Below are 22,987 nucleotides of genomic sequence, written 5' to 3'. Positions count from 1 at the left end.
AGAACCCAACTTAAAACAACCAACGTCCAAAAAAACAAACCCGCCGAAAATATCGACGGGTTTGTCAGCGGTCTGAGCCCGGCTCACGCCGGGCTTTCTGCTTATTTGGATGCTGTGTTCTGTTGCGGCGCGGCACTTTTGTCGACATCGACGACGACCGAGAGACCCGGGCCCAAGTCCTTGACCGCCGGCTGGTCGGGATCGAAGCGGATGCGCACGCCGACACGCTGCGCAATCTTCACGAAATTGCCGGTCGCATTGTCAGCCTTGATGACCGCGAACTCCGATCCGGCGGCCGGCGAGAAGCGCTCGATGTACCCCCTCAGCTGCCGCCTGCCGAGCGCATCGACGGTGATGGTTACCGGCTGGCCGACCTGCATGCCGTAAAGCTGCGTTTCCTTGAAATTCGCGACGACCCAGACGTCCTCCGGCACGACCGCCATGAGCTGCGTGCCGGCCGTCACGTACTGCCCGATTCGAACCCCGACTTCGCCGAGGTGACCGTCGCGTGGCGCCAGGATCCTGGTGTTCTGGAGGTCGATTTCCGCCAGATGCACAACGGCTTCAGCGCTTGAGACGTTGGCTTCCAGCAGCGAACGGTTGACGATGATCGTCGCAAGGTTTTGCTTGGAAACCTCGAGTGCGGCCTTCGCCTGGTTCAGGGCGGCCTTTGCCTGGTCAAGCGTCGCCTGTGCGGCCTCTGTCTCGCTCTGCGATGCGATCCCGCGGTTGCTGAGGTTGTTTACGCGATCCCAGGCCTGCTGCGCGCGCGTCAACGCTGCGTTCGCGCTATCGATCTGCGCCTCGCTGGAGGCGATACTCGCCTTTGCCGCAAGCTCGGACTGGCGGGAATTCTCGAGCGACGCCTTCTGCCCGTCGAGCGCAGCACGCGCCTGGGCAAGCTTCTGGACGTAAATGCGGTCATCGATCTGGGCGAGCGTGTCGCCCTGCTTGACCTGCTGATAGTCCTTCACGGGCACATCGACGACATAGCCGCTCACCTGTGGACTCAAGATCGTGACGTAGCCTCGAACATAGGCATTGTCTGTCGTCTCCACTGACGTGACGAACGGCGGAAGGCGCCATGCATAGAGAACGAGCAGGACGCCGGCGATGCCGGCGAGCACTGCGATGATGGTCGAGGGGGACCGAAGAAATTTCAACATGCTGACGCCCTGAGATCACGATTGAGCGGGGATTGCATCGGACTGGCCTGTCCCTGACCACGGCAGCCGGCGCCACGCTTGATGCAGAAGAATGACGATCAGGCCGAAGACGGAGGAGTAGCCGATGACAAGGAACGTATCGTTGTAGGCGAGAATATAGGCCTCGCGGCTGACCTGCTGCGCGAGCAACATCAGGGCCTCCGCGTTGAGCAGCGTCTTGTCGCCAAGCACTTTGCCGTAGGCCGCGCTCATCTGGGAGATGCGCTGCGCCACGATCGGATCTTGCAGCAGAATATGCTCGACGAGCACGTTCGAGTGGAACTTCTCCCGGATCGTCACGAAAGTCCCGAGCATCGCCGAGGCAAAGAGCGAGCCAATGCTCTGCGTAAAGACGAAGATCACCAGGAAATTCACGATGTACTGCACGCCGCGGGAGATCGCCGCCTTGAAGCCATTCGCCATGACAGGCGGCAGGAACATCGCCGCACCGGCGGCGACCATCGCCTGGGTCAGATACATCTGAGGCGGACGCGTCAGGCTCGTCGACTGGCTGTCCATGAAGGCGCCGGCTGCAATAAGGGCGAGCGCCAGCACGTGGGCGGTCTCGACGTAACGCGTCGTCATCAGAAATGCGCAGAAAAGACCACCAACCAACGAGGCGAGGAGAATGATCGCGTAGAGCGTCACTGTCTGATCGTTCAGAAGCCCGAGCTGCTGATAGAAATTGGCAGCGGTTGACGACTGCTCGGAGGAGACGAAGCGGAAGAGCAGCAGGACGCCTGCCATCCGCATGTTCGCGCCGGTGAACAGCCAGCGGAAATCGATCAGGGGACTGGCGCGTGGCAACTCCATGGCGAGCATGAGCGCAAGCGAGCCGACCGACACCGCCAGCAGCACGCCGATCCACGGCGCCTCGAACCACCAATAGAGCCGGCCAAGCGTCAATACGACGGCGAGACATCCGAAGCCGACCGCCAGCAGGAGGTAGCTCACTATATCCTGCCGCTGGATGACATTGGCCCGCGGCGGTGCTGTGAGCGGCAGCAGATAGATGATGGGAAAGGCGACCAGCGCGAGCCCCATCTCGAACATATAGAGCGCCTGGTAGCCGCCGAAATGAAGCAGCGAGGGCGAGACGATGCGCGCCACCGGCGAAGCAAACAACGTACACATCAGCGCAAGGCTGATCCCCAGCGAGAGCTTCTTTTCCTGGGGGAAAGGCTCCAGCATGTAGAGGAAGCCGAGCGTCGACAGCGGTGCTGCAGCCATGCCGCTCAGCGTGCGCACGACGATTGCGGAATGCAGGTCGGTGATAAGAAGATTGAGCACCGCCGCAGCGACGAAGCATATAATGCCGAGTTCAGCGAAACGGCGAAGGCCGTATTGGCTACGGATCTTGAAGAGTGCAATCGACATGCTGGCGTAAGGCGCCATGTAAGCCGCCGACAGCCAGGAGAGTTCAGTCGTGGTCGCCGAAAACGAACCCTGCAGCTGATAGATATTGGCGGTGAGCAGGTTCATGCCGAGGCCCTGCGTCAGAAAAAGCAGGACCGACGCCGTCATGTAGAGCGGCATTTTCCAGGCCGGCATCGGTACGCCCGCCGCTGGAGGCGGCGACGACATCGGTTGCGTGTCCGGCTTCGCCTCCCCGGCTGGCCTTGGCGCCACATTGTCGTTGGCGGTCTGGGCGAGGCTCATCGGCAGGACCTCAAATTCCCCGAATGCCCTGCAGGTTGGCTTGCATGGCCCGTATCACGTCCAAAGTAGTCTTCAGATCGCTTTCGGGAATACCGGCAATGACCTGCGCCCGCACTTTTACTGCGATGTCTTCAATCTCACCCGCCACGACCTTTCCGGTCTCGGTGATGTAGATTTCCTTGGCACGGCGATCGGAGCCGGCCACGCGCCGCTGCACGAAGCCCTGCGCTTCCATCGCATCGAGGATCCTGACGAGCGTTGGCGTCTCCAGTTCCAGCCGTTCGGCAAGTTCGCGCTGATTGATCCCATCTTTCTTGTTGAGCGTGAAGAAGACCCGGGCGCGCGGCAACGTCATGCTGCGCTCCCGCACTATCTTGTCGAAGACTGCCCTAAGCTTGCGATTGAAGGCAGCAAGGTCTTCGATTAGCTCACGCCCAAGGGTGGGTTTTGCCATATATTTCAGCCCCATTTTGTTAGTGTACTAATTATATCCTTACTACCTATATTATTTTCCGTTGTTTTTCAAGTGCCGACGCGCCTGCTCGGATGCAAGTCTCCTCCGACAGGCCTAGACTACCAAATAAGGCACAATGGAAGTGAGTCGTTTTGGCCGTGTTCCGCAGGTGACACTTTCGGTATTTTTGCATTAACCGCAAGTGAGACTGTGGAGAAGTCGAACAATGGGCAAAGCTCCCCTGTATCGACGGCGGCATTGGCGTCTTCTCTCTTCCGCACTTGATTTTGTCGCGCGCGCGCGCCACACCCGAAGCTGAACAAGACAGAACGGATCAAAATGAACGACGTCGCTCGAAAGATTGCCGCCGTTGCTCCCGCGGAGCAGCACTACCGGGAAGCCCCGAACAATATCGAGGCCGAACAGGCGCTTCTCGGCGCGATCCTGATGAACAACGACGCCTATTATCGGGTGTCGGACTTCCTGAAGCCGATCCATCTCTACGAACCGCTGCATCGCAAGATTTTCGAAGTCGCGGGCGACATCATCCGCATGGGCAAGATCGCCAATCCGGTGACGATCAAGACCTTCCTCAAGGCTGAGGAAAAGGTCGGTGACATGACGGTCTCCGAATATCTGGCGCGTCTTGCCCGCGAAGCCGTCACCATCATCAATGCCGAGGACTATGGTCGCGCGATCTACGATCTGGCGCTGCGTCGCGCGCTGATCACCATCGGCGAAGACGTCGTCAACATCGCCTATGACGCCCCGCTCGACATGCCGCCGCAGACACAGATCGAAGATACGGAACGTCGCCTGTTCGAACTCGCCGAGAACGGCCGCTACGATGGCGGCTTCCAGTCCTTCAACGATGCCGTGGCGCTTGCGATCGACATGGCAGCCGTCGCCAAGGAGCGCGACGGGGGTCTGTCCGGCATCTCCACCGGCATCCATTCGCTTGACGGCAAAATGGGCGGTTTGCAGCGTTCGGACTTGATCGTGCTTGCCGGTCGTCCGGGTATGGGCAAGACTTCGCTAGCGACCAACATCGCCTACAATATCGCGGCTGCCTATGAAGGCGAAGTGCAGCCCGATGGCAGCTACAAGGCCAAGAACGGCGGCGTCGTCGGCTTCTACTCGCTCGAAATGTCCTCCGAACAGCTGGCCACCCGTATCATCTCGGAACAGACGGAAGTCTCCTCCTCGAAGATCCGCCGCGGCGACATCAACGATGCCGACTTCGAAAAGCTCGTTGCCTGCTCGATGATGATGCAGAAGGTGCCGCTCTATATCGACCAGACCGGTGGTATCTCGATCGCGCAGCTTTCCGCCCGCGCCCGCCGCCTGAAGCGCCAGCGCGGCCTCGATTGCCTGGTGGTCGACTACATCCAGCTGATGACCGGCTCGGGCAAATCAGGCGAAAACCGCGTGCAGGAAATCACCCAGATCACGACGGGCCTGAAGGCGCTCGGTAAGGAACTCAACGTTCCGATCATTGCACTCTCCCAGCTGTCGCGTCAGGTCGAAAGCCGCGACGACAAGCGCCCGCAGCTTTCCGACCTTCGTGAATCCGGCTCGATCGAGCAGGACGCCGACGTCGTGCTCTTCGTGTTCCGTGAGGAATACTACGTCAAGAACCTCGAGCCGCGCGATCCGAACGATCCGAAATATGCCGAATGGGAAGCGCTGTTCGACAAGGTGAAGGGTACGGCCGACGTCATCATTGCCAAGCAGCGCCACGGGCCGACCGGTACGGTGAAGCTCGCCTTCCAATCGGAATTCACCCGCTTCGCCGACCTCGCCGATCCCTCCTTCATTCAGTACGAAGAGCACTGACGGGACCCTTTCCGTCAGCACACTGCTCGATCTACAAGCCGGCAGTTCGCAGGATGGCAACGGTCGCCACACCGACGGCAACACTTGCGAGCATCGGCAGCCGCCGCGCTGCGAGCGCCGTCACCAGGGAGGCTGCCGTTTCGGCCCAGCCTGTCGCAAAGGCGGTGGGCGCGATGACAGCCATCAGAACCGCTGGCGGTATCGCCTCGATGGCCGTGCGAGTCTGTTCCGTCATCTCGACATGGCGAAGGAGAAACAGGCCGCTCATGCGGGTCAGCACCGTTGCAGCCGCCATGGCGAGGATCGCAAGAAGCGTATGTAAGTCCAGGGTCATGCCGTGACTGCCTTTGTCTTGCCTGTCCAAAGCGCCGCGGCAAGTCCAGCGAGGGCCCCAGCTGCGATGTACCAAACGCCGGGCACGAATTGGTGCACCAGAACAGCGGCCAGCGCACTGGCGGCGAGCACCGAGCCCGTCGCGCGTCCCTTCCAGAAACCCATTGTCAGCACGACGAAGACTGCCGGAAAGGCGAAGTCGAGCCCGATCGCGGCAGGGTTGCCAAGGAAGGCCCCGAGCGATGCGCCAACCAGGGTCGACCCGACCCAGGCTGCATAGAACGGCGCCGCGACGCCCGCAAACCATGATGGCGTCAGTCGCGCTACGCCCACACGGAACTCTGCGATCGCCCATATCTCATCGGCGAGGAACAGCATGGCGGCATACTTCCGCAAGCCCGAGAAGGCCTGCATCTTCGTGCCGATCGATGCGCTCATCAGGACATGGCGGATATTGACAAGCAGGGCGGCAAATCCGACGCCCGCCCAACTGGCGGGGTGCGTCCAGATATCCATAGCGACAAACTGCGAGCCACCGGCAAAGACGAGTGCGCTCATCAGGGTGGCTTCGAGAGCAGACAGCCCTTTCGTGGCCGAAACCGCGCCAAAGACAAGACCGATCGGAATGACGGCGACGACGAGCGGCAGGATTGCCTTTGCCCCGGCAAGAAAATCGTCTGTCCGTCGCCTTTGAGTGAACATTGAAACCTCCAGAACCGCGAAAGTTCGGAGGGTGTTAAGCCGTTGCACGGCGATGGTCTTGAACGAAAGTGATCAACCCACGCGATACTGCCCCGGCGTGACGCCCGTGCGTGCCTTGAAATGGCGGGTGAAGTGCGCCTGGTCGGCGAAACCGCACTGGATCGCCACATCGGCGGGCGCTTGCCCTGCCCGCAACAGCTTGCGCGCCTCGCGCACCCGCTTGTCGGTCAGGAAGGCATGCGGAGTGATGTGATATTCGCGCCGGAATGCCCGGATGAGATGCGCGCGACTCAGACCCGCGACGTTAGCCAATTCGTCCAGCCCGACGTCGCTGTCGAAATTGTCGGTCAGATAGTCTCGCGCGCGGCCGACTGCTGTGCGCTCCTTGGTATCCACCGGCACGACGATCGTGCTGCCGTAACGCTGGAAGATCGCGGCAAGCACGCGAAACATCGCCTCCTCGGATTCCAACGCTCCGGCGCCGCTCTCCAAGACGCGATGGGCGGCATGGAAGGTGGCGGCCATCTCCGGATCGCTGAGAAGCTCCTTGGGGAAGGATGGGGTGGCGTTGAAGGCCTTGCCGGTCTCGTCTTCGAGGATATCGACGAAGAGTTTGGTGTCCGGATAGATCATTCGGTAGCGATAGCCATCGCCACCCGGCACACCGTCATGCACGACGCCCGGGTCGATGAGATAGAGATCGCCTGCGCCGGTTTCCTCCCGGACGCCCTTCATCGTCGCGATCTGCGTGCCGCTTTCGATCGCGCCGATCGAGAAGGTGTCATGGGCATGCGGCGCATATTCATGCGTCACGAAGCTCGCGCTCAGGCACTCCATGTTACGGAAACGCCGGTCGCGCCAGAACCGTGCCCGCTCCATGCCTGCCAGCGGCATCGCGTCGGCCGCCTCTTTCTGCGATACGTTCTCCATCGAACCAAACTACTGCAGGCGCGCCCCTGCGTCTTGAACAAAAGTGATCGCAAGATGGATATCTCCTTGGCTTGCTTCCACTTTGCCTTATTGATCTCTAGACTGCGACCCGACTAGCACTCTCCCTATTTTTGTGAAGCACGATGACTGATTTTGTTGATAGTTTCGAAGATGAAGACCCATTCGACTCCGCTGGCCTGCGCCTGACCGTCGATCTGACGGCGCTGACGGAAAACTGGAAGGACATGGCGCGGCGCTCCGGCAAGGCGCGAGCCTCCGCGGTCGTGAAGGCGGATGCCTACGGCACCGGGATCGAAGACGCAGGCGAGGCGCTTTTCATGGCCGGCGCGCGCGATTTCTTCGTGGCGACCGTCGATGAGGGCGTGACGCTTCGGCCTTATGCGCCCGACGCCCGCATTTTTGTCCTGTCCGGCGTCTGGCCTGGTACAGAGCGGCGGCTCTTCGAAAACGACCTCGTCCCGGTCATCTCATCGGAGGAGCAACTCGCCTTTTGGATGGCGGTTCTTGCCGACTACGGCGACTACCCCTGCGCGCTCAATGTCGATACGGGCTTCAACAGGCTGGGCCTTTCCATGGAAGAGGCAATGGCGCTCGCTGACGACGTTTCACGCCCGGCAAGTTTTGCGCCGGTGCTCGTCATGAGCCATCTCGCATGCAGTGACGACCATTCCTCGGAGATGAACAAGCAACAGCTTGAATCATTTCGGCAGGTTAGCGCGGCGTATGAAGGCATCGACTCAAGTCTTGCGGCGTCGGGCGGCATCTTCCTCGGCAGCGACTATCACTTCGATCTCACGCGCCCCGGCATAGCACTCTATGGCGGCGAAGCGGTCAACGGCCTGGCGAACCCGATGCGACCGGTGGTGACCGCCGAGGCGCGGATCATTCAGGTGCGCACGGCCAAGGCAGGCGAGTCCGTCGGCTACGGCCGTGCCTTGCAACTGACCCGCGACAGCAGGCTCGCCGTCGTGTCGGCGGGCTATGCCGATGGCTACCTGCGTAGCCAGTCGAGCGGTGGCGTGCCACTGCGACAGGTCGTGCCCGAGGGAGGTTATGGCTTCCTGGCTGGCCGGAAGATTCCCATTGCCGGCCGAATCACCATGGACCTGACGATTTTCGACGTCACTGACCTTCCGGAAAACGCAGTGCGCGCAGGCGATTACGTGGAATTGTTCGGAAAGAACGTGCTGGTCGACGACGTCGCTCGGTCGGCGGGTACGATCGGCTACGAAATCCTGACCAGCATCGGCCTTCGGCACGAGCGGCGTTACCTGTACGAGGAAGACTAAGGACCTAGCGCGTCGTTAGCGCCAATCGCACGCCCAGTGCCACCAGCAGCGCGCCAAGGCCGCGATCGAGCCAGAGGCCGATACTCTTTCTGCGTTTGATGAGATCGGCGAGGCGCCCTCCCGCCAGGATGAGCGGCGGCTCGATGAAGGCTGCAACGACAATGATGAAGACGCCATGGACCGCCAGCTGCAGCCACGTCGGTCCGGCACCCTCCACCACGAACTGCGGGAGGAAGGCGAGGAAGAAGACCGCGACTTTCGGGTTCAGCAGCGAAACGAGGATGCCCTGCTTGTAGACGCGGCTCCAGGGCAGGACATCCTTCGCCGCATTGACCAGGCCTCCTCCGCCCTTCGAGCGCAATGCCTGAATGCCGAGCCAGACGAGGTAGATCGCGCCGACCCACTTCACCACCGAGAAGGCCAGCGCGGAGGCGGCGAGGATCGCCGAAAGACCAAATGCCGCCATCGCCACATGCAGGCTGGCGCCCGTCCAGATGCCGAACAGCGCGGCGAAGCCGCTCCTCGTGCCGCTTTTGACGGTGTGGCCGAGAATGAAAGCCATGTCCGGACCGGGCGACAGATTGAGCAGGACCGCCGCGGTCAAGAACGCGATCCAATGCGCAAGCGAGTAATCCAGCATCGTCGTGGCCTCCAAGACAGTGGAGAACAAGTGCCACCGCAGCCCCTGATAGGGAAATCATTAGTTTTGATCGGTGCCGGGAATGATTATTTGAGCCATCAAAGTGATTCGATGCGACGCGTTGCGGCCATCCAACCGAAAGCATGATTGATGGCGAAGGCCAGGACACATTTCATCTGCCAGAGCTGCGGCGCGGTCCACAACCGCTGGGCAGGCAAATGCGATAACTGCGGCGAGTGGAATACCATCGTCGAAGAAGACCCGATGGGCGGCATCGGCGGCGGCCCGGCGAAAACGCCGAAGAAGGGCCGGCCGGTCACCCTGACAACGCTGTCAGGCGAAATCGAGGAAGCTCCACGCATCCACACAGGCATTTCCGAACTCGATCGGGCTCTCGGCGGCGGCTTCGTGCGCGGCTCGGCCGTGCTGATCGGCGGCGATCCCGGCATCGGCAAATCGACGCTGCTGATGCAGGGGGCGGCAGCTCTATCGCGCCACGGCCACCGCGTCATCTACGTATCGGGTGAAGAGGCGGTCGCCCAGGTACGGCTGCGGGCGCAGCGCCTGCAGGCTGCCGACACCGATGTGCTGCTCGCCGCGGAAACCAATGTGGAGGACATTCTGGCGACGGTCGCCGAAGGCAAGCGGCCCGATCTCGTGATCATCGACTCGATCCAGACGCTTTGGAGCGAACTGGCCGAGTCCGCGCCCGGAACCGTAACGCAGGTACGCACCGGCGTTCAGTCGATGATCCGCTTCGCGAAACAGACCGGTGCGGCCATGGTTCTTGTCGGTCACGTCACCAAGGACGGACAGATCGCGGGGCCGCGTGTCGTTGAGCATATGGTCGATGCCGTGCTCTACTTCGAAGGCGATCGCGGTCACCACTATCGCATCCTGCGAACGGTCAAGAACCGCTTTGGTCCGACGGACGAGATCGGTGTCTTCGAGATGTCGGACAAGGGATTGCGCGAGGTTGCCAATCCATCCGAGCTATTCCTTGGCGAGCGCAACGAGAAATCACCGGGAGCGGCCGTCTTTGCCGGCATGGAGGGCACGCGCCCGATCCTGGTCGAAGTGCAGGCGCTCGTTGCCCCGACATCGCTCGGCACCCCGCGCCGCGCAGTGGTCGGCTGGGACTCGGCGCGCCTGTCGATGATCCTTGCCGTACTCGAGGCGCATTGCGGCGTTCGGCTCGGTCAGCACGACGTCTATCTGAACATTGCAGGCGGTTACCGCATCTCGGAACCGGCGGCCGATCTCGCCGTGGCCTCGGCCTTGGTTTCATCGCTCGCCGGTATTGCCCTGCCGGCCAATTGTGTCTATTTCGGCGAAGTCAGCCTGTCGGGCGCCGTCCGGCCGGTTTCACAGGCGTCCCAGCGCCTCAAAGAAGCCGAGAAGCTGGGCTTTTCTGCCGCGCTGCTTCCCTCGGCGTCAGCCGACCTGCCAAAGGGTTCCGGCGGTCGCTGGAGCGAGATCGAGAGCCTTCCGGACCTGGTTGCACGCATTGCCGGTTCGAAAGGCGCACTGCGACGTGTGGAAGAAGAGGTTTGATCCTTTCATCGCCTACACCGGTGATGTTATAGGAAGCACGCAATGAGGCGCGACCAAGCCGTATATAAACGGCGGTCCTGGAGTTGAATTTATATGCCCATTACGATTTTCGACGGTATTGTCATCGGCGTCGTTCTTTTCTCCGCCGTACTTGCAATGGTCCGCGGCTTCTCCCGCGAAGTTCTTTCTATCGCAAGCTGGGGCGGCTCTGCAGCCGCCGCATACTATTTCTATCCCTACCTCGTCCCCTACGCGAAGAAGTACACCGACGACGACCGCATCGCGCTCGTCGGTTCGGCAGCTGTCGTGTTCCTGATCGCGCTGATCGTGATCTCCTTCATCACCATGAAGATCGCGGACTTCATCATCGACAGCCGGATCGGGGCGCTGGACCGCACTTTGGGCTTTCTCTTCGGCGCGGCTAGGGGCATACTTCTTCTCGTCGTCGCCGTCGCCTTCTGGAACTGGCTCGTGGACGCGGATCACCGCCCGGCCTGGGTGAACAACGCCAAGTCGAAGCCGTTCCTGGACTCGATGGTCGTCAAGTTGCAGTCCGTACTACCGGCGGAATTCGCGCAGATGGTGCGGGCGAGCGTGATGGACAAAATTCAGCCGCAGGGCGGCAATACTGACAGCGGCAACGCGCCGGCATCCGACCAGGCGGCGCCAGCCGAAGATGCAGCTCCCGCCCCTGCAACCGGCGCACAGCAGCCGTCTAATTGACGCAGTGTTCAACAGCTTGACCCGCCGCCTGGCAATTGCCATCTGAGCGGAACGTGAATAAAGGTCCGGCCGGGCATCCGCTCTGCCGGGCCTCAGCCGTTTAAAACGCATGATCACGGCGTCATGCTATGGAAAGCCGATCCATTCTTGTGAGAGCAAAGGCCCGCATCGATGAACCAGTCCCATTCCTTGACGCTTAATGACGAATTCGATGGAGACACCCTCCACGAAGAATGCGGCGTCTTCGGCATTCTTGGCCATGACGATGCGTCTACCCTGACCGCGCTCGGCCTGCATGCACTTCAGCATCGCGGGCAGGAAGCAGCCGGCATTGTCTCGTTCGATGGACTGCGCTTTTATTCCGAACGTCACATGGGTCTCGTCGGCGACCATTATACCAATCCGACCACGCTTGCTCGCCTGCCCGGAAACATCTCCATCGGCCACAACCGCTATTCAACGACCGGGGAAGTCGCCCTCCGCAACGTGCAGCCGCTCTTCGCCGAACTTGAAGTCGGCGGCATCGCTATCGCCCACAACGGCAACTTCACAAATGGCCTGACCCTTCGTCGCCAGTTGATCGCCGGTGGCGCCATCTGTCAGTCGACCTCCGATACGGAAGTGGTTCTCCACCTCATCGCCCGCTCGCGCTACACCTCCACGGCCGACCGCTTCATCGATGCTATTCGCCAGATGGAAGGCGGCTATTCGATGCTCGCCATGACACGCACGAAGCTCATCGCGGCACGCGACCCCACGGGTATCCGCCCGCTGGTTATGGGCGAACTCGACGGCAAGCCGATCTTCGCTTCCGAGACCTGTGCACTCGATATCATCGGCGCGAAATTCATCCGCGACGTCGAGAACGGCGAAGTCATCATCTGCGAGATCCAGCCTGATGGTTCAATCTCGATCGACGCGCGCAAGGCCGGTAACGGCCAGCCGGAACGCCTCTGCCTGTTCGAATATGTCTATTTCGCCCGCCCTGACTCGGTGGTCGGCGGTCGCAGCGTCTATGTCGCGCGCAAGAACATGGGCATCAATCTTGCAAAAGAAGCCCCGGTTGACGCCGACGTCGTCGTTCCGGTTCCGGATGGCGGCACGCCGGCTGCACTCGGCTATGCTCAGGAAAGCGGCATCCCCTTCGAATACGGTATCATCCGCAACCACTATGTCGGCCGCACCTTCATCGAACCGACGCAGCAGATCCGCGCCTTTGGCGTCAAGCTGAAGCATTCCGCCAACCGGGCGATGATCGAAGGCAAGCGCGTCGTGCTCGTCGACGATTCGGTCGTGCGCGGCACGACGTCGCTGAAGATCGTGCAGATGATCCGCGATGCCGGTGCCAAGGAAGTGCACCTGCGCGTCGCAAGTCCGATGATCTATTATCCTGATTTCTACGGCATCGACACGCCTGATCGCGAGAAGCTTCTCGCCAACCAGTACGACAGCCTCGAGGCCATGTGCAAATATATCGGCGCGGACTCGCTGGAATTCCTGTCGATCAACGGCCTTTATCGCGCCGTAGGCGGCGAGGATCGCAATGACGCCCGTCCGCAGTTTACCGACCACTACTTCACCGGTGACTATCCGACCCGCCTCCTCGACAAGGAAGGCGAAACGATGGGCCGCAAGGTTTCCCTGCTCGCGACCAACGGCTGACAGCCATTGGCTTTGACATTTGATTAAGGGGCGCTTATTGCGCCCCTTAATTCTTCAGCGACGCAGGACCGGGGCACAATGACTATCAACCTTGAAGGCAAGATCGCGCTCGTTACCGGCGCATCCCGAGGTATCGGCTATTTCACGGCGCTGGAGCTGGCAAAGGCCGGAGCGCATGTGATTGCCTGCGCCCGCACGGTCGGCGGCCTCGAGGATCTCGATGATGCGATCAAGGCCGCTGGTGGCTCCGCCGCCACCCTCGTCCCGTTCGACCTCGCCGACATGAACGCCATCGATGCGCTCGGTGCCTCGATCTTCGAGCGCTGGGGCAAGCTCGACATTCTCGTCGCCAACGCAGGTGTGCTCGGCGTGATTTCGCCAATCGGACATGTCGAGGCAAAGACCTTCGAGAAGGTGATGAACATCAACGTCACCGCGACATGGCGGCTGATCCGCTCGGTCGATCCGCTGCTTTCGCGCTCCGACGCCGGCCGCGCCGTCATTCTCTCATCGGGTGCTGCGCACAAGTGTCGTCCGTTCTGGGGCCCCTACTCCGCTTCCAAGGCAGCCGTCGAAGCACTGGCGCGCACGTGGGCTGGCGAAACGCAGCGCACGCCGCTTCGGATCACCAGTGTCGATCCGGGTGCGACCCGCACTGCTATGCGTGCCCAGGCTGTCCCGGGAGAAGATCCCGAGACGTTGCCGCATCCCTCCGAGGTCGCCAAGGCGATCCTGCCGCTGGTCGGCCCTGATGTGACCGAAACCGGTAAGCTCTTCATCGTCCGCGAGAACAAGCTCGTCGACTACCGCCTACCGGAATAAGCACGCTTCACTTGGCGGCCAGAGCCGGGAACAGGTGCGCGAAACCTGTTTCCGATGGGCAGAGCGCGTTAAGGTCGACCGAACCCTTAATGCCATCCAGCCCGCCGTTGTCAGCGAATTGCCAGATCGACCAACCGCCGCAGTCCTCCCGTTTCGGCGCCTGGCCGATGCTGCGCAGCCAGAGATAGTGATCAGGAAAACGTGCCTCGTTGCCCTTCAGGTACTGATCGAAGAATTGCTGGTTCAGGTAGAAGATCGGTTTGCCGGGATAGGCACCGTTCAGCTCATCAAAGAACGCGCTGATCTCGGCGCTCAACTCCTCGAGCGTCGGCACCTTGCCGCAGTTTCCGGTAAATTCGAGGTCGATCGCGATCGGCATCGCATCCATTTCGACCGGGACGGTTCCCATGACATTGCGCGCCTGTTCGCGGCCGGGGCGGCAGAAGGTGAAGAAGTGATAGGCGCCACGCACGATGCCGGCGTCCTTCGCCGCCTTCCAGTTTTCGGCAAAACGCTTGTCGCGGTGGTCGCCCCCCTCGGTCGCCTTCATGATCGCGAAACGGACGTTCGGCTGGCGTGCCAGCGCTTGCCAATCTATGGCACCCTGATGGTGGCTGATGTCGACGCCCTGTATGGGATAGTCCGCAAGCGTCGGAGGTGTGAACGGTGCCATGGCGCGATCGTATGCCAGATACGATGCGACCGCGACAGCTAGAATCACCACCGCGAGGACTGTTCGATAGAGGGTTTTCATCACTCCAATGGTCTTTCGTTTTCCTTGACGCGTTGTAGCAGAATTTCGTGAGGTCGCGGCGGATGGCATTAGCCCGGCCCTGCGCTTGCGCTTCGGGCGTTCGGCGCTGCAATCGATTCACTGGATCGATTGCTCCGGTTAGGGGTCGGACCGCTTCTCACCCCCCTTGACCAAACCCGGTTAGCGCGCCATAAAACCCGCCATGAAAACGGTTATCTGCATTATCTGCCGGAAGATTATTCGCTAGCGCGCTCGCTGGCCTGGCCGTTTTCGTCTCCTGAAAAGTCCAAGATGAGAAACGCCCCGGCCCGCCGGGTGGCAGCATTTTTTTCGGATCATTGCATTTGGGAGAGTAGACATGGCCGGCGCGCCAGACACAAAGAAGCCGGAACTGAAGCTTTACAACACGCTGACGCGCGAAAAGACGGCCTTTGCGCCGATCGATCCGCAGAACGTGCGCATGTATGTCTGCGGCCCTACCGTCTATGACTACGCCCATATCGGCAATGCGCGCCCGGCCATTGTCTTCGACATTCTGTTCCGCCTGCTCCGGCACGTCTATGGCGCCGAGCACGTCACCTATGCGCGCAATATCACTGATGTCGATGACAAGATCAATGCAAGGGCTCTGCGGGACCATCCCGGTTTGCCGCTGAACGAGGCGATCCGCCTGGTCACCGAAAAGACCGAGACGCAATATCTCGAAGATGCAAAGGCGCTCGGCTGCCTCGACCCGACGATCCAGCCCCGGGCGACAGAAAACATCGCCCAGATGATCGAGATCATCGAGAAGCTGATCGCCAAGGGCCATGCCTATCAAGCGGCCGGCGAAGTGCTGTTCGACACGAAATCGATGGTCGACTACGGCCAGCTTTCGAAGCGCAATCTCGATGAACAGCAGGCCGGAGCCCGCATCGCCGTCGATGCGCACAAAAAGAACCCCGGCGACTTCGTGCTCTGGAAACTCTCGAGCGAGAGCGAGCCAGGCTGGGAGAGCCCCTGGGGCCGTGGCCGCCCCGGCTGGCATATCGAATGCTCGGCCATGAGCGAGCGCTATCTCGGCGAGGTCTTCGACATCCACGGCGGCGGTCTCGACCTGATTTTCCCGCACCATGAGAACGAGATCGCACAGTCGCGTTGCGCCCATGGCACCAAGGTCATGGCGAATGTCTGGATGCACAACGGCTTCCTGCAAGTCGAAGGCCGCAAGATGTCGAAGTCCGAAGGCAACTTCGTCACCATCTATGAACTGCTGCATACTCAGAAGTTCGGCGGTCGGCAGTGGCCAGGCGACGTGCTGCGCCTTGCAATGCTGATGACTCATTATCGCGAACCGATCGATTTTTCCGTCAAGCGGCTGGAAGAAGCCGAGCGCCTTCTCGCCAAATGGCCAGCAGCCGATGCCGCGGGCGCAGAGCCCGATGCCACGGTGGTCAGGGCCTTGGCCGACGACCTCAACACGGTGGCGGCGATCCAGGCGTTGCATACGCTTGCCCAGTCCGGCGATCACGCAACGTTCGCCGCGAGTGCCGCGCTGCTCGGCGTCCTTCCTGAGATGGCCGAGATCGACGAGGCGGTTGCGATCGAAATCGACCGGCGCGTGAAGGTACGGCTCGAATTGCTGAAGGCGAAGAACTTCGCCGAGGCCGACAAGATCCGCGAGACGCTGCTTGCCGAAGGCATCCAGCTCAAGGACGGCAAGGATCCGGCTACTGGCGAGCGGGTAACGACATGGGAGGTGAAGAGATGAACACCTATACCGGCGGATGCCAGTGCGGAGCCATCCGCTTCCGGGTTCGCGGAACCTTGAAGGATTCATCCATCTGCCATTGTCGCATGTGCCAGAAGGCTTTTGGCGCCTACTACGCACCCCTGGTTTCCGTCCGTGGCGCAGAGTTCGAGTGGACGCGCGGCGAGCGTAAGCGCTTCCGCTCGTCGAACCTGGTCGAGCGCGGCTTCTGCGCCGATTGCGGTTCGCCGCTGACATACGAGGCGCCGGATGGCATGGCGATCGCGGCTGGCGCCTTCGACGATCCCTCGGCGCTTCCGCCGGTCATTCAGTTCGGCACGGAGCGCAAGATCGGCTTCGTCGATCACCTGCATGAGTTGCCCGCGCGCGAGACCGAAGAGGACGTTGAGGCTGCGCCCTTCGTGCTCGACATCGTTTCCTACCAGCATCCGGATCACGACACGACCACCTGGCCCGAGGAGAGGAACCCGTGACAACAGCTGCGGCTCTGAGCGGAGGTTGCCAATGCGGCGCGGTTCGCTACCAGGTCGTGGGTGAACTCGGCTATCCGCACCTTTGCCACTGCCGCATGTGCCAGAAGGCGGCTGGAAACTACTTCATGCCGCTCGCCGCCGCCAAGCGAAGGGTTTTTGCGCTGACGCGTGGCGAACCGAAGTGGTTTCACTCGTCCGATATCGTCCGCCGCGGCTTTTGTGCCGACTGCGGGACGCCGCTTTTCTATGATGTTCCGGATGCGGATTTCATCAACATCATGCTCGGCTCCTTGGACGATCCCGATAGCGTCAAGCCGGTGATGCAATCGAACACCGGACGCAAGATGAGCTGGTTTCATGAGCTCGACGTACTGCCCATCGAGCCCGAAGCGGAAACGCGCGAGCGCGAAAACGCGATTGCCGCCAGCAATCACCAGCACCCCGACCACGACACAGCACATTGGCCAACCGGAGCGTCAGCATGAGCGAACCCATTCGTACCGGCGGCTGCCAATGCGGCGCTGTCAGATTCCGCACCAGCGGCAAGCTTGGCCGCCCCTCGATCTGCCATTGCCGCATGTGTCAGAAGCAGTTCGGCGGCCTCTTTTCCGCCCTTGTGACCGCGCCTGACGAGGGCATGGAGTGGACACGCGGCGAACCCAGCTATTTCCAGTCGTCGGTCAATATCGAGCGCGGCTTTTGCAAGAACTGCGGCACGCCGATGACCTACCGCCACCCGGGCGGCCTCGAACTGGCGATCGGCACGTTCGACGATCGCAGCGACCTGGCCCCGCAGATCCAGGTCAACTACGACGCCCGCATTCCCTGGGTCGAGACTATCTTCGACCAACGCATTCACAAGGAACCCGATTTTTATGCACGGCAGGAGGCGATCATCTCCTTCCAGCATCCCGATTACGATACTGCAATCTGGCCAACCGAAGGCGTAGAACATGACTGAAGTGCTCCGTACCCTCTATCCCGAAATCGAACCTTATGCCTCAGGGCATCTCGACGTCGGCGATGGCCACAAGATCTATTGGGAACGTTCGGGCACAGCGGGTGCAAAGCCGGCAGTCTTCTTGCACGGCGGACCGGGCGGCGGCTTCTCTCCGAGCCACCGCCGCCTGTTCGATCCCGCACTCTACGATGTGCTGCTGTTCGACCAGCGCGGATGCGGCAAGTCCACGCCGTATGCCGATCTCAATGCCAACACCACCTGGCATCTCGTCGCCGATATCGAGCGACTGCGTGAAATGGCAGGCGTCGAGAAGTGGCAGATGTTCGGCGGTTCGTGGGGCTCGACGCTGGCGCTCGCTTATGCCGAGACGCACCCGGAACGCGTTTCCGAACTGGTCGTGCGCGGTATCTATACGCTGACCAAAGCCGAGCTCGACTGGTACTATCAGTTCGGCGTGTCGGAAATGTTCCCCGACAAGTGGGAGCGCTTCATCGCGCCGATCCCTCCCGAAGAGCGCCACGAGATGATGCTGGCCTACAATCGCCGGCTCACTGGTGCGGACCGGTCCGTTGCCCTTGAGGCCGCTCAAGCCTGGAGCATCTGGGAAGGCGAGACAATCACGCTGCTGCCGGAAAAATCGACCAGCGGCAAGTTCGAGGATGCCGACTTCGCCTACGCCTTTTCCCGGATCGAAAACCACTTCTTCGTCAATGCCGGCTGGATGGACGAAGGCCAACTGCTGCGCGATGCCTACAAGCTGAAGGATATTCCAGGCGTCATCGTGCATGGCCGCTACGACATGCCCTGCCCGGCAAAATACGCCTGGCTGCTGCACAGGGCGTGGCCGCAGGCTGAGTTCCATCTGATCGAAGGCGCCGGACACGCTTATTCGGAGCCCGGCATCCTCGACCAGTTGATCCGGGCTACGGACAAGTTCGCCGGAAAGCAATAACGAGGCACAAGGCCGACAGGACGACCATCATGACACGCGAAAAGATCTACCTCTTCGACACGACGCTCCGCGACGGGCAGCAGACGCCCGGCATCGACTTCTCCGTCGAGGACAAGATTGCGATTGCGAGCATGCTTGATGAGTTCGGCCTTGATTATGTCGAAGGCGGATATCCCGGCGCCAATCCGACTGACTCCGCCTTCTTCAGCGAGAAGCGCACGACACGGGCCCGCTTCGTCGCCTTCGGAATGACGAAGCGAGCCGGCATCTCGGCCTCAAATGATCCGGGCCTCGCAGCCCTCCTGCAGGCTGAGAGCGACGCGATCTGTTTCGTTGCCAAGAGCTGGGACTACCATGTGAAGGTCGCGCTCGGCTGCACCAACGAGGAAAATCTCGAAAGCATCGCCGAGAGCGTCAAGACCGCCGTTGCCGCCGGTAAGGAGGCAATGGTCGACTGCGAACATTTCTTCGACGGCTACAAGGCAAACCCCGCCTATGCCATCGCCTGTGCAAAGACGGCCTATGACTCCGGCGCGCGCTGGGTCGTGCTCTGCGACACCAACGGCGGCACACAGCCGCCGGAAATCCGCGCGATCGTCGAGGCGCTGATCGTGGCAGGCGTTCCCGGGCACTGTCTCGGGATCCATGCGCATAACGATACCGGTCAGGCGGTGGCCAATTCGCTCGCAGCCGTGGAGGCAGGCGTTCGCCAGATCCAGGGCACCTTGAACGGAATCGGCGAGCGCTGCGGCAATGCCAATCTCGTGACGCTGATCCCGACACTGGCGCTGAAGGAAACCTATTCCCGTCGCTTCGAGACGGCGATCGACAGTGAACGGCTGACCAACCTGACGCGCCTGTCGCATGCATTTGACGAACTTCTGAACCGCTCGCCGGACCACCAGATGCCCTATGTCGGCGCTTCGGCCTTCGCGACCAAGGCCGGCATCCATGCCTCGGCGCTGCTCAAGGATCCCCGCACCTACGAGCACGTGACGCCTGATAGCGTCGGCAATTTCCGCAAGGTCATGGTCTCCGACCAGGGCGGCAAGGCGAATTTCATCAACGCTTTGAAGCGCCGCGGCATCGAGGTCGGCAAGGATGATCCGAAACTCGACCGCCTGATTGCGCTGGTCAAGGAGCGGGAGGCTTCCGGTTACGCCTACGAGGGCGCCGACGCGAGCTTCGAACTATTGGCGCGCCGCACCCTCGGAACCATCCCGGAATTCTTCTCGATCGAGGGCTTCCGCGTCATGGTTGAGCGCCGCTTCGATTCCCATGGCCGCGTGAAGATCGTCTCGGAAGCGGTCGTGAAGATCGTTATCGAGGGGCAGACGATCATGTCGGTTGCCGAAGGCGACGGCCCGGTCAACGCGCTCGACCTCGCGCTGCGCAAGGATTTCGGGAAGTATCAGCATGAGATCGACGATCTGGTGCTGGCCGACTTCAAGGTGCGTATTCTCAATGGCGGCACCGAGGCCATCACCCGCGTTCTCATCGAATCCACCGATAGCGACGGCGTGCGCTGGTGGACGGTCGGCGTGTCCGAGAACATCATCGATGCGTCGTTCCAGGCGCTTGTTGACTCGGTCATCTACAAGCTGATGAAGAACCGGCAATTGGCGGGCAAGATCGCGGCGGAGTAGCCGTCAGCGGCTGTAGACAAGGCCCCAATCCTTCTCCGAATACCATTCGTCGCCCTGTCGCTCGGCTTTCCAGCGCAGGGCGCAAACATGTTGCATCCCGCCGCGGCCGAACGAGGCTTCAAGCCGTCTGTAGCTGTCAAATCCGCCGGATACGGCCTCCGCCCAAACGAAAGCCACCGGGCACAGAAACTCCACCGCGTAAGCGTCGTCTTCACGGCGAAAAAGGAAAAAGCCGGCATAGGAAGCCAATCCCGTCGGCCCCGTGGCATCGACGTCGGGAACGCCGAGCGGAAAGATTAGCCGACCACCGATCGACAGGTGCTCCACCCAGAGATCGGCGGGACGGTGAACCGCAAAATTGACGTAGACGGCATTGGTCGGTTCGCGTGGCCACTCCACCCCGTTGCCATGGACGACCTTCACGTTTGGATAGTCCCGAAGATTGGCCTCAGCGCGCGCCGCCAGTTCCCCGTCGAACTCCACGGCAATCACGCAACCCTCGGCGCCAACGAGCAGGGACATGATCGCTGTATAATAGCCGCTGCCGGCGCCCACATGACAGACCATGTCGCCGCGCCGGAGCGCCAGCTTGTGTATTCCCCGGGCGTGTAGGCTCGGGCTGCCGTTGTTGACGTGCCGCTTGTGCTGAAGCGCAAACAACGCATCCTGATAAACGACGGAGGCATCGCCCGAGGGAACATCGACGTAGCCGCTCCAACCGGCCATCCTCCACGGTGGCGGCCCCAGAAAGCGCTCGCGCGGGACAGTCGCGTAGGCCTGCAACAACGCATCGTCGTCCTGAATGCCTTCCTTCGTAAGCACCCGTGATGCATATGCTCTGCGGCACTGCGCAAGAGCTTCGTCGTCCATATCCTTCACCATCGCGATGGCCGGCAATATTCACCGAAATGAATTGGCCTATTCACGTCCGTTAAGTTAAGCGGCTCATAACGAGAACAAATATGGAAACACTCGATGTCTGCTAATGCAAGCGCCGCGATTGCCAAAAACGAAGACAGTCCCCGTGGCTTCGCCTTTGCGCTGGTAGCCTATCTTCTGTGGGGTTTCCTACCGATCTACATGAAGGCCGTCGCTCATATCTCGCCGGCCGAGGTCATTGCTCATCGAATTCTCTGGTCCTTGCCCCTGGCAGGTCTGGTGCTCATCGTGCTCGGCCGCACCCAGGATATCCGGATAGCCCTGCGGTCACCGCGGATGCTGGCCATGGCAGCGCTCACGGCAGCGCTGATCACCGTCAACTGGGGTACCTATGTCTGGGCGATCGGCGCCGGCCATTCGCTCGATGCGGCGCTCGGCTATTTCATCAACCCGCTATTCAGCATCCTACTCGGCTCCGTGCTATTGAAGGAGCGGCTGCACCCCATTCAGATCGGAGCGATTGCGTTGGCTGGACTTGCAGTCGTCGTGCTGGCGCTCGATAGCGGCGGTGTTCCATGGGTGTCGCTGACGCTGACGATTTCCTGGGGGCTTTACGCTCTGTTTCGCAAGACGTTGCCGCTCGGCCCGAACCAGGGTTTCTTTCTCGAAGTGTTGATCCTCAGCATCCCGGCTTTTTTCTACATTCTCTATCTCGAACTCGGCAGCGGGGAAGGACACTTCTTTCGAACCGGCGGGGCCGATACGGCCCTGCTGCTCGGTTGCGGCGTCGTTACCGCTGTACCGCTGATGATCTACGCCAACGGCGCCAAGCTGCTGCGGCTTTCGACCATCGGCATCATGCAATACATCGCGCCGACGATGATCTTCCTGATTGCGATCTTCGTGTTCCACGAACCGCTCGGCACCGCACGCATGATCGCCTTCCCACTGATCTGGGCGGGACTCTTCCTCTACAGCTGGGCGATGATCAAAGGGAACCGAGAGCGCTAACTCCCGGCCCTACATCTTCGAAATAACGGCGTCCTCGCCGTCACTGTCGACCGACGCAATTTCAGCCGCCTGCGCCATGATGCCAGGGATGATCTCGGCTATGTCGTCGATGACGAGCGGCTGAACGCGATGGGCGGTGTGGACGAAGCCTTCGTCCGTCATGTGGCGCATGAGCTCCATCATCGGGTCCCAGAAGCCGTTGACGTTGGCAAAGACCATCGGCTTCTCGTGACGGCCGAGCTGCGCCCAGGTCATGATCTCGACGATTTCTTCGAGCGTGCCGATGCCGCCCGGCAGCGCGACGAACGCATCAGAGCGCTCGAACATCGCATGTTTGCGGGTATGCATGTTAGGCGTTACAATCAGTTCATTGAGCTGGCCGAGGGAATGGCGAGTAGCCTCCATGTCGATCAGGAACTCGGGAATGATCCCGGTCACCTGGCCCCCGTTCGAAAGCACGCCGCTCGCCACAGCCCCCATGATGCCCTTGGTGCCTCCGCCATAGACGAGGCGCAGGCCGTAGTCCGCGATTTCCTTACCCAGCGCACGGCCGGCCGCCATATGGCGAGGATCGCTGCCCGGTCGCGAGCCGCAGTAAACACAAATGGAGCGAATGGAATGAGATTGATCTGTCATAGGGGCAAACAACTATTCTCTCTGCCTCCAGTCAAGAAAAATGACGGAAAAGCTGCGTCTTACTATTGCCTTACCGCTTTGACTGCTTGTGCAAA

The 22,987-nt window shown here is 61.0% G+C and carries 23 protein-coding genes; 13 read left to right on the top strand and 10 right to left on the bottom strand.

Features of this window, described 5'->3' with window-relative positions; genetic code table 11:
- Window positions 1–101: 101 nt before the first annotated feature.
- The 3 genes from AS026_RS08175 to AS026_RS08165 are packed head-to-tail and all read right to left on the bottom strand — an operon-like array spanning window position 102 to window position 3,318.
- Window positions 102–1,166: an HlyD family secretion protein gene (locus AS026_RS08175; protein ID WP_018857380.1), complete on the bottom strand. Its 1,065-nt coding sequence runs from the start codon at window positions 1,164–1,166 to the stop codon at window positions 102–104.
- Between the two features lie 15 nt (window positions 1,167–1,181).
- On the bottom strand, window positions 1,182–2,864 hold the full coding sequence (locus AS026_RS08170) for an MFS transporter (RefSeq protein ID WP_062369336.1): 1,683 nt from the start codon (window positions 2,862–2,864) through the stop codon (window positions 1,182–1,184).
- Between the two features lie 10 nt (window positions 2,865–2,874).
- Window positions 2,875–3,318 (bottom strand): MarR family winged helix-turn-helix transcriptional regulator, encoded by a 444-nt coding sequence (locus AS026_RS08165; RefSeq protein WP_018116191.1) that lies wholly within the window; start codon window positions 3,316–3,318, stop codon window positions 2,875–2,877.
- 339 nt (window positions 3,319–3,657) lie between these two features.
- Between AS026_RS08165 and AS026_RS08160 the strand changes: the two genes are divergently transcribed.
- Window positions 3,658–5,154 carry a replicative DNA helicase gene (locus AS026_RS08160; RefSeq protein WP_018857382.1) on the top strand — a complete coding sequence of 499 codons (1,497 nt, stop codon included), beginning with the start codon at window positions 3,658–3,660 and terminating at the stop codon, window positions 5,152–5,154.
- Between the two features lie 31 nt (window positions 5,155–5,185).
- On the opposite strand, the gene AS026_RS08155 is transcribed toward AS026_RS08160, so the two are convergent.
- From AS026_RS08155 to AS026_RS08145, 3 genes are all read right to left on the bottom strand, one after another.
- Window positions 5,186–5,488 carry an AzlD family protein gene (locus tag AS026_RS08155; protein ID WP_018857383.1) on the bottom strand — a complete coding sequence of 101 codons (303 nt, stop codon included), beginning with the start codon at window positions 5,486–5,488 and terminating at the stop codon, window positions 5,186–5,188.
- A complete protein-coding gene (locus AS026_RS08150) occupies window positions 5,485–6,189 on the bottom strand; it encodes an AzlC family ABC transporter permease (protein WP_018857384.1) in 705 nt (234 codons plus the stop codon). The genes AS026_RS08155 and AS026_RS08150 overlap by 4 nt, the downstream gene beginning before the upstream one ends.
- Before the next feature lie 72 nt (window positions 6,190–6,261).
- Window positions 6,262–7,083 (bottom strand): AraC family transcriptional regulator, encoded by an 822-nt coding sequence (locus AS026_RS08145; protein ID WP_062369338.1) that lies wholly within the window; start codon window positions 7,081–7,083, stop codon window positions 6,262–6,264.
- 179 nt (window positions 7,084–7,262) lie between these two features.
- Here AS026_RS08145 and alr point away from each other — a divergent pair, with 179 nt between their 5' ends.
- Window positions 7,263–8,429: an alanine racemase gene (alr, locus tag AS026_RS08140; protein WP_025659833.1), complete on the top strand. Its 1,167-nt coding sequence runs from the start codon at window positions 7,263–7,265 to the stop codon at window positions 8,427–8,429.
- Window positions 8,430–8,433: 4 nt separating this feature from the next.
- On the opposite strand, the gene AS026_RS08135 is transcribed toward alr, so the two are convergent.
- Window positions 8,434–9,069, bottom strand: a complete 636-nt coding sequence (locus AS026_RS08135; RefSeq protein WP_062369335.1) for a LysE family translocator — start codon at window positions 9,067–9,069, stop codon at window positions 8,434–8,436.
- Between the two features lie 150 nt (window positions 9,070–9,219).
- Here AS026_RS08135 and radA point away from each other — a divergent pair, with 150 nt between their 5' ends.
- The 4 genes from radA to AS026_RS08115 all read left to right on the top strand — a co-directional run bounded on the left by radA (window position 9,220) and on the right by AS026_RS08115 (window position 13,830).
- Entirely contained in the window at window positions 9,220–10,623 is a 1,404-nt protein-coding gene (gene radA, locus AS026_RS08130; RefSeq protein ID WP_062369334.1) for a DNA repair protein RadA, read from the top strand.
- A 93-nt stretch (window positions 10,624–10,716) separates the two neighbouring features.
- Window positions 10,717–11,346, top strand: coding sequence for a CvpA family protein (locus AS026_RS08125; RefSeq protein ID WP_025659835.1), 630 nt, complete (start codon window positions 10,717–10,719; stop codon window positions 11,344–11,346).
- A gap of 171 nt (window positions 11,347–11,517) precedes the next feature.
- A complete protein-coding gene (purF, locus tag AS026_RS08120; protein WP_018857390.1) occupies window positions 11,518–13,008 on the top strand; it encodes an amidophosphoribosyltransferase in 1,491 nt (496 codons plus the stop codon).
- A 78-nt stretch (window positions 13,009–13,086) separates the two neighbouring features.
- Entirely contained in the window at window positions 13,087–13,830 is a 744-nt protein-coding gene (locus AS026_RS08115; protein ID WP_062369333.1) for an SDR family NAD(P)-dependent oxidoreductase, read from the top strand.
- A gap of 7 nt (window positions 13,831–13,837) precedes the next feature.
- Here AS026_RS08115 and AS026_RS08110 read toward each other — a convergent pair whose 3' ends face one another.
- Window positions 13,838–14,584, bottom strand: coding sequence for a glycoside hydrolase family 25 protein (locus AS026_RS08110; RefSeq protein WP_062369332.1), 747 nt, complete (start codon window positions 14,582–14,584; stop codon window positions 13,838–13,840).
- A gap of 358 nt (window positions 14,585–14,942) precedes the next feature.
- On the opposite strand from AS026_RS08110, the gene cysS reads away from it, so the two are divergent.
- The 6 genes from cysS to cimA are packed head-to-tail and all read left to right on the top strand — an operon-like array spanning window position 14,943 to window position 20,366.
- A complete protein-coding gene (cysS, locus tag AS026_RS08105) occupies window positions 14,943–16,334 on the top strand; it encodes a cysteine--tRNA ligase (protein WP_025659838.1) in 1,392 nt (463 codons plus the stop codon).
- A complete protein-coding gene (locus AS026_RS08100) occupies window positions 16,331–16,807 on the top strand; it encodes a GFA family protein (RefSeq protein ID WP_062369331.1) in 477 nt (158 codons plus the stop codon). Before cysS ends, AS026_RS08100 begins: the two co-directional genes overlap by 4 nt.
- Window positions 16,804–17,292: a GFA family protein gene (locus tag AS026_RS08095; RefSeq protein ID WP_062369330.1), complete on the top strand. Its 489-nt coding sequence runs from the start codon at window positions 16,804–16,806 to the stop codon at window positions 17,290–17,292. The genes AS026_RS08100 and AS026_RS08095 overlap by 4 nt, the downstream gene beginning before the upstream one ends.
- Window positions 17,289–17,768 carry a GFA family protein gene (locus AS026_RS08090; RefSeq protein WP_062369329.1) on the top strand — a complete coding sequence of 160 codons (480 nt, stop codon included), beginning with the start codon at window positions 17,289–17,291 and terminating at the stop codon, window positions 17,766–17,768. Before AS026_RS08095 ends, AS026_RS08090 begins: the two co-directional genes overlap by 4 nt.
- Window positions 17,761–18,720 (top strand): prolyl aminopeptidase, encoded by a 960-nt coding sequence (pip, locus tag AS026_RS08085; protein WP_062369328.1) that lies wholly within the window; start codon window positions 17,761–17,763, stop codon window positions 18,718–18,720. Before AS026_RS08090 ends, pip begins: the two co-directional genes overlap by 8 nt.
- 29 nt (window positions 18,721–18,749) lie before the next feature.
- A complete protein-coding gene (cimA, locus tag AS026_RS08080; protein ID WP_062369327.1) occupies window positions 18,750–20,366 on the top strand; it encodes a citramalate synthase in 1,617 nt (538 codons plus the stop codon).
- 3 nt (window positions 20,367–20,369) lie between these two features.
- Here the strand turns inward: cimA and AS026_RS08075 are convergent, their stop codons facing one another.
- Window positions 20,370–21,236 carry a protein-L-isoaspartate O-methyltransferase family protein gene (locus AS026_RS08075; RefSeq protein ID WP_062369337.1) on the bottom strand — a complete coding sequence of 289 codons (867 nt, stop codon included), beginning with the start codon at window positions 21,234–21,236 and terminating at the stop codon, window positions 20,370–20,372.
- Window positions 21,237–21,341: 105 nt separating this feature from the next.
- On the opposite strand from AS026_RS08075, the gene rarD reads away from it, so the two are divergent.
- On the top strand, window positions 21,342–22,256 hold the full coding sequence (rarD, locus tag AS026_RS08070; RefSeq protein WP_025659843.1) for an EamA family transporter RarD: 915 nt from the start codon (window positions 21,342–21,344) through the stop codon (window positions 22,254–22,256).
- Between the two features lie 9 nt (window positions 22,257–22,265).
- Here rarD and AS026_RS08065 read toward each other — a convergent pair whose 3' ends face one another.
- Window positions 22,266–22,892, bottom strand: a complete 627-nt coding sequence (locus tag AS026_RS08065) for an LOG family protein (RefSeq protein ID WP_025659844.1) — start codon at window positions 22,890–22,892, stop codon at window positions 22,266–22,268.
- Between the last annotated feature and the right edge of the window lie 95 nt (window positions 22,893–22,987).

The sequence above is a fragment of the Rhizobium altiplani genome, assembly GCF_001542405.1.
GTDB lineage: Bacteria > Pseudomonadota > Alphaproteobacteria > Rhizobiales > Rhizobiaceae > Rhizobium > Rhizobium altiplani.
Note: the sequence above shows the minus strand (reverse complement) of the source record. Positions and strands in the feature narration are given on the sequence as shown.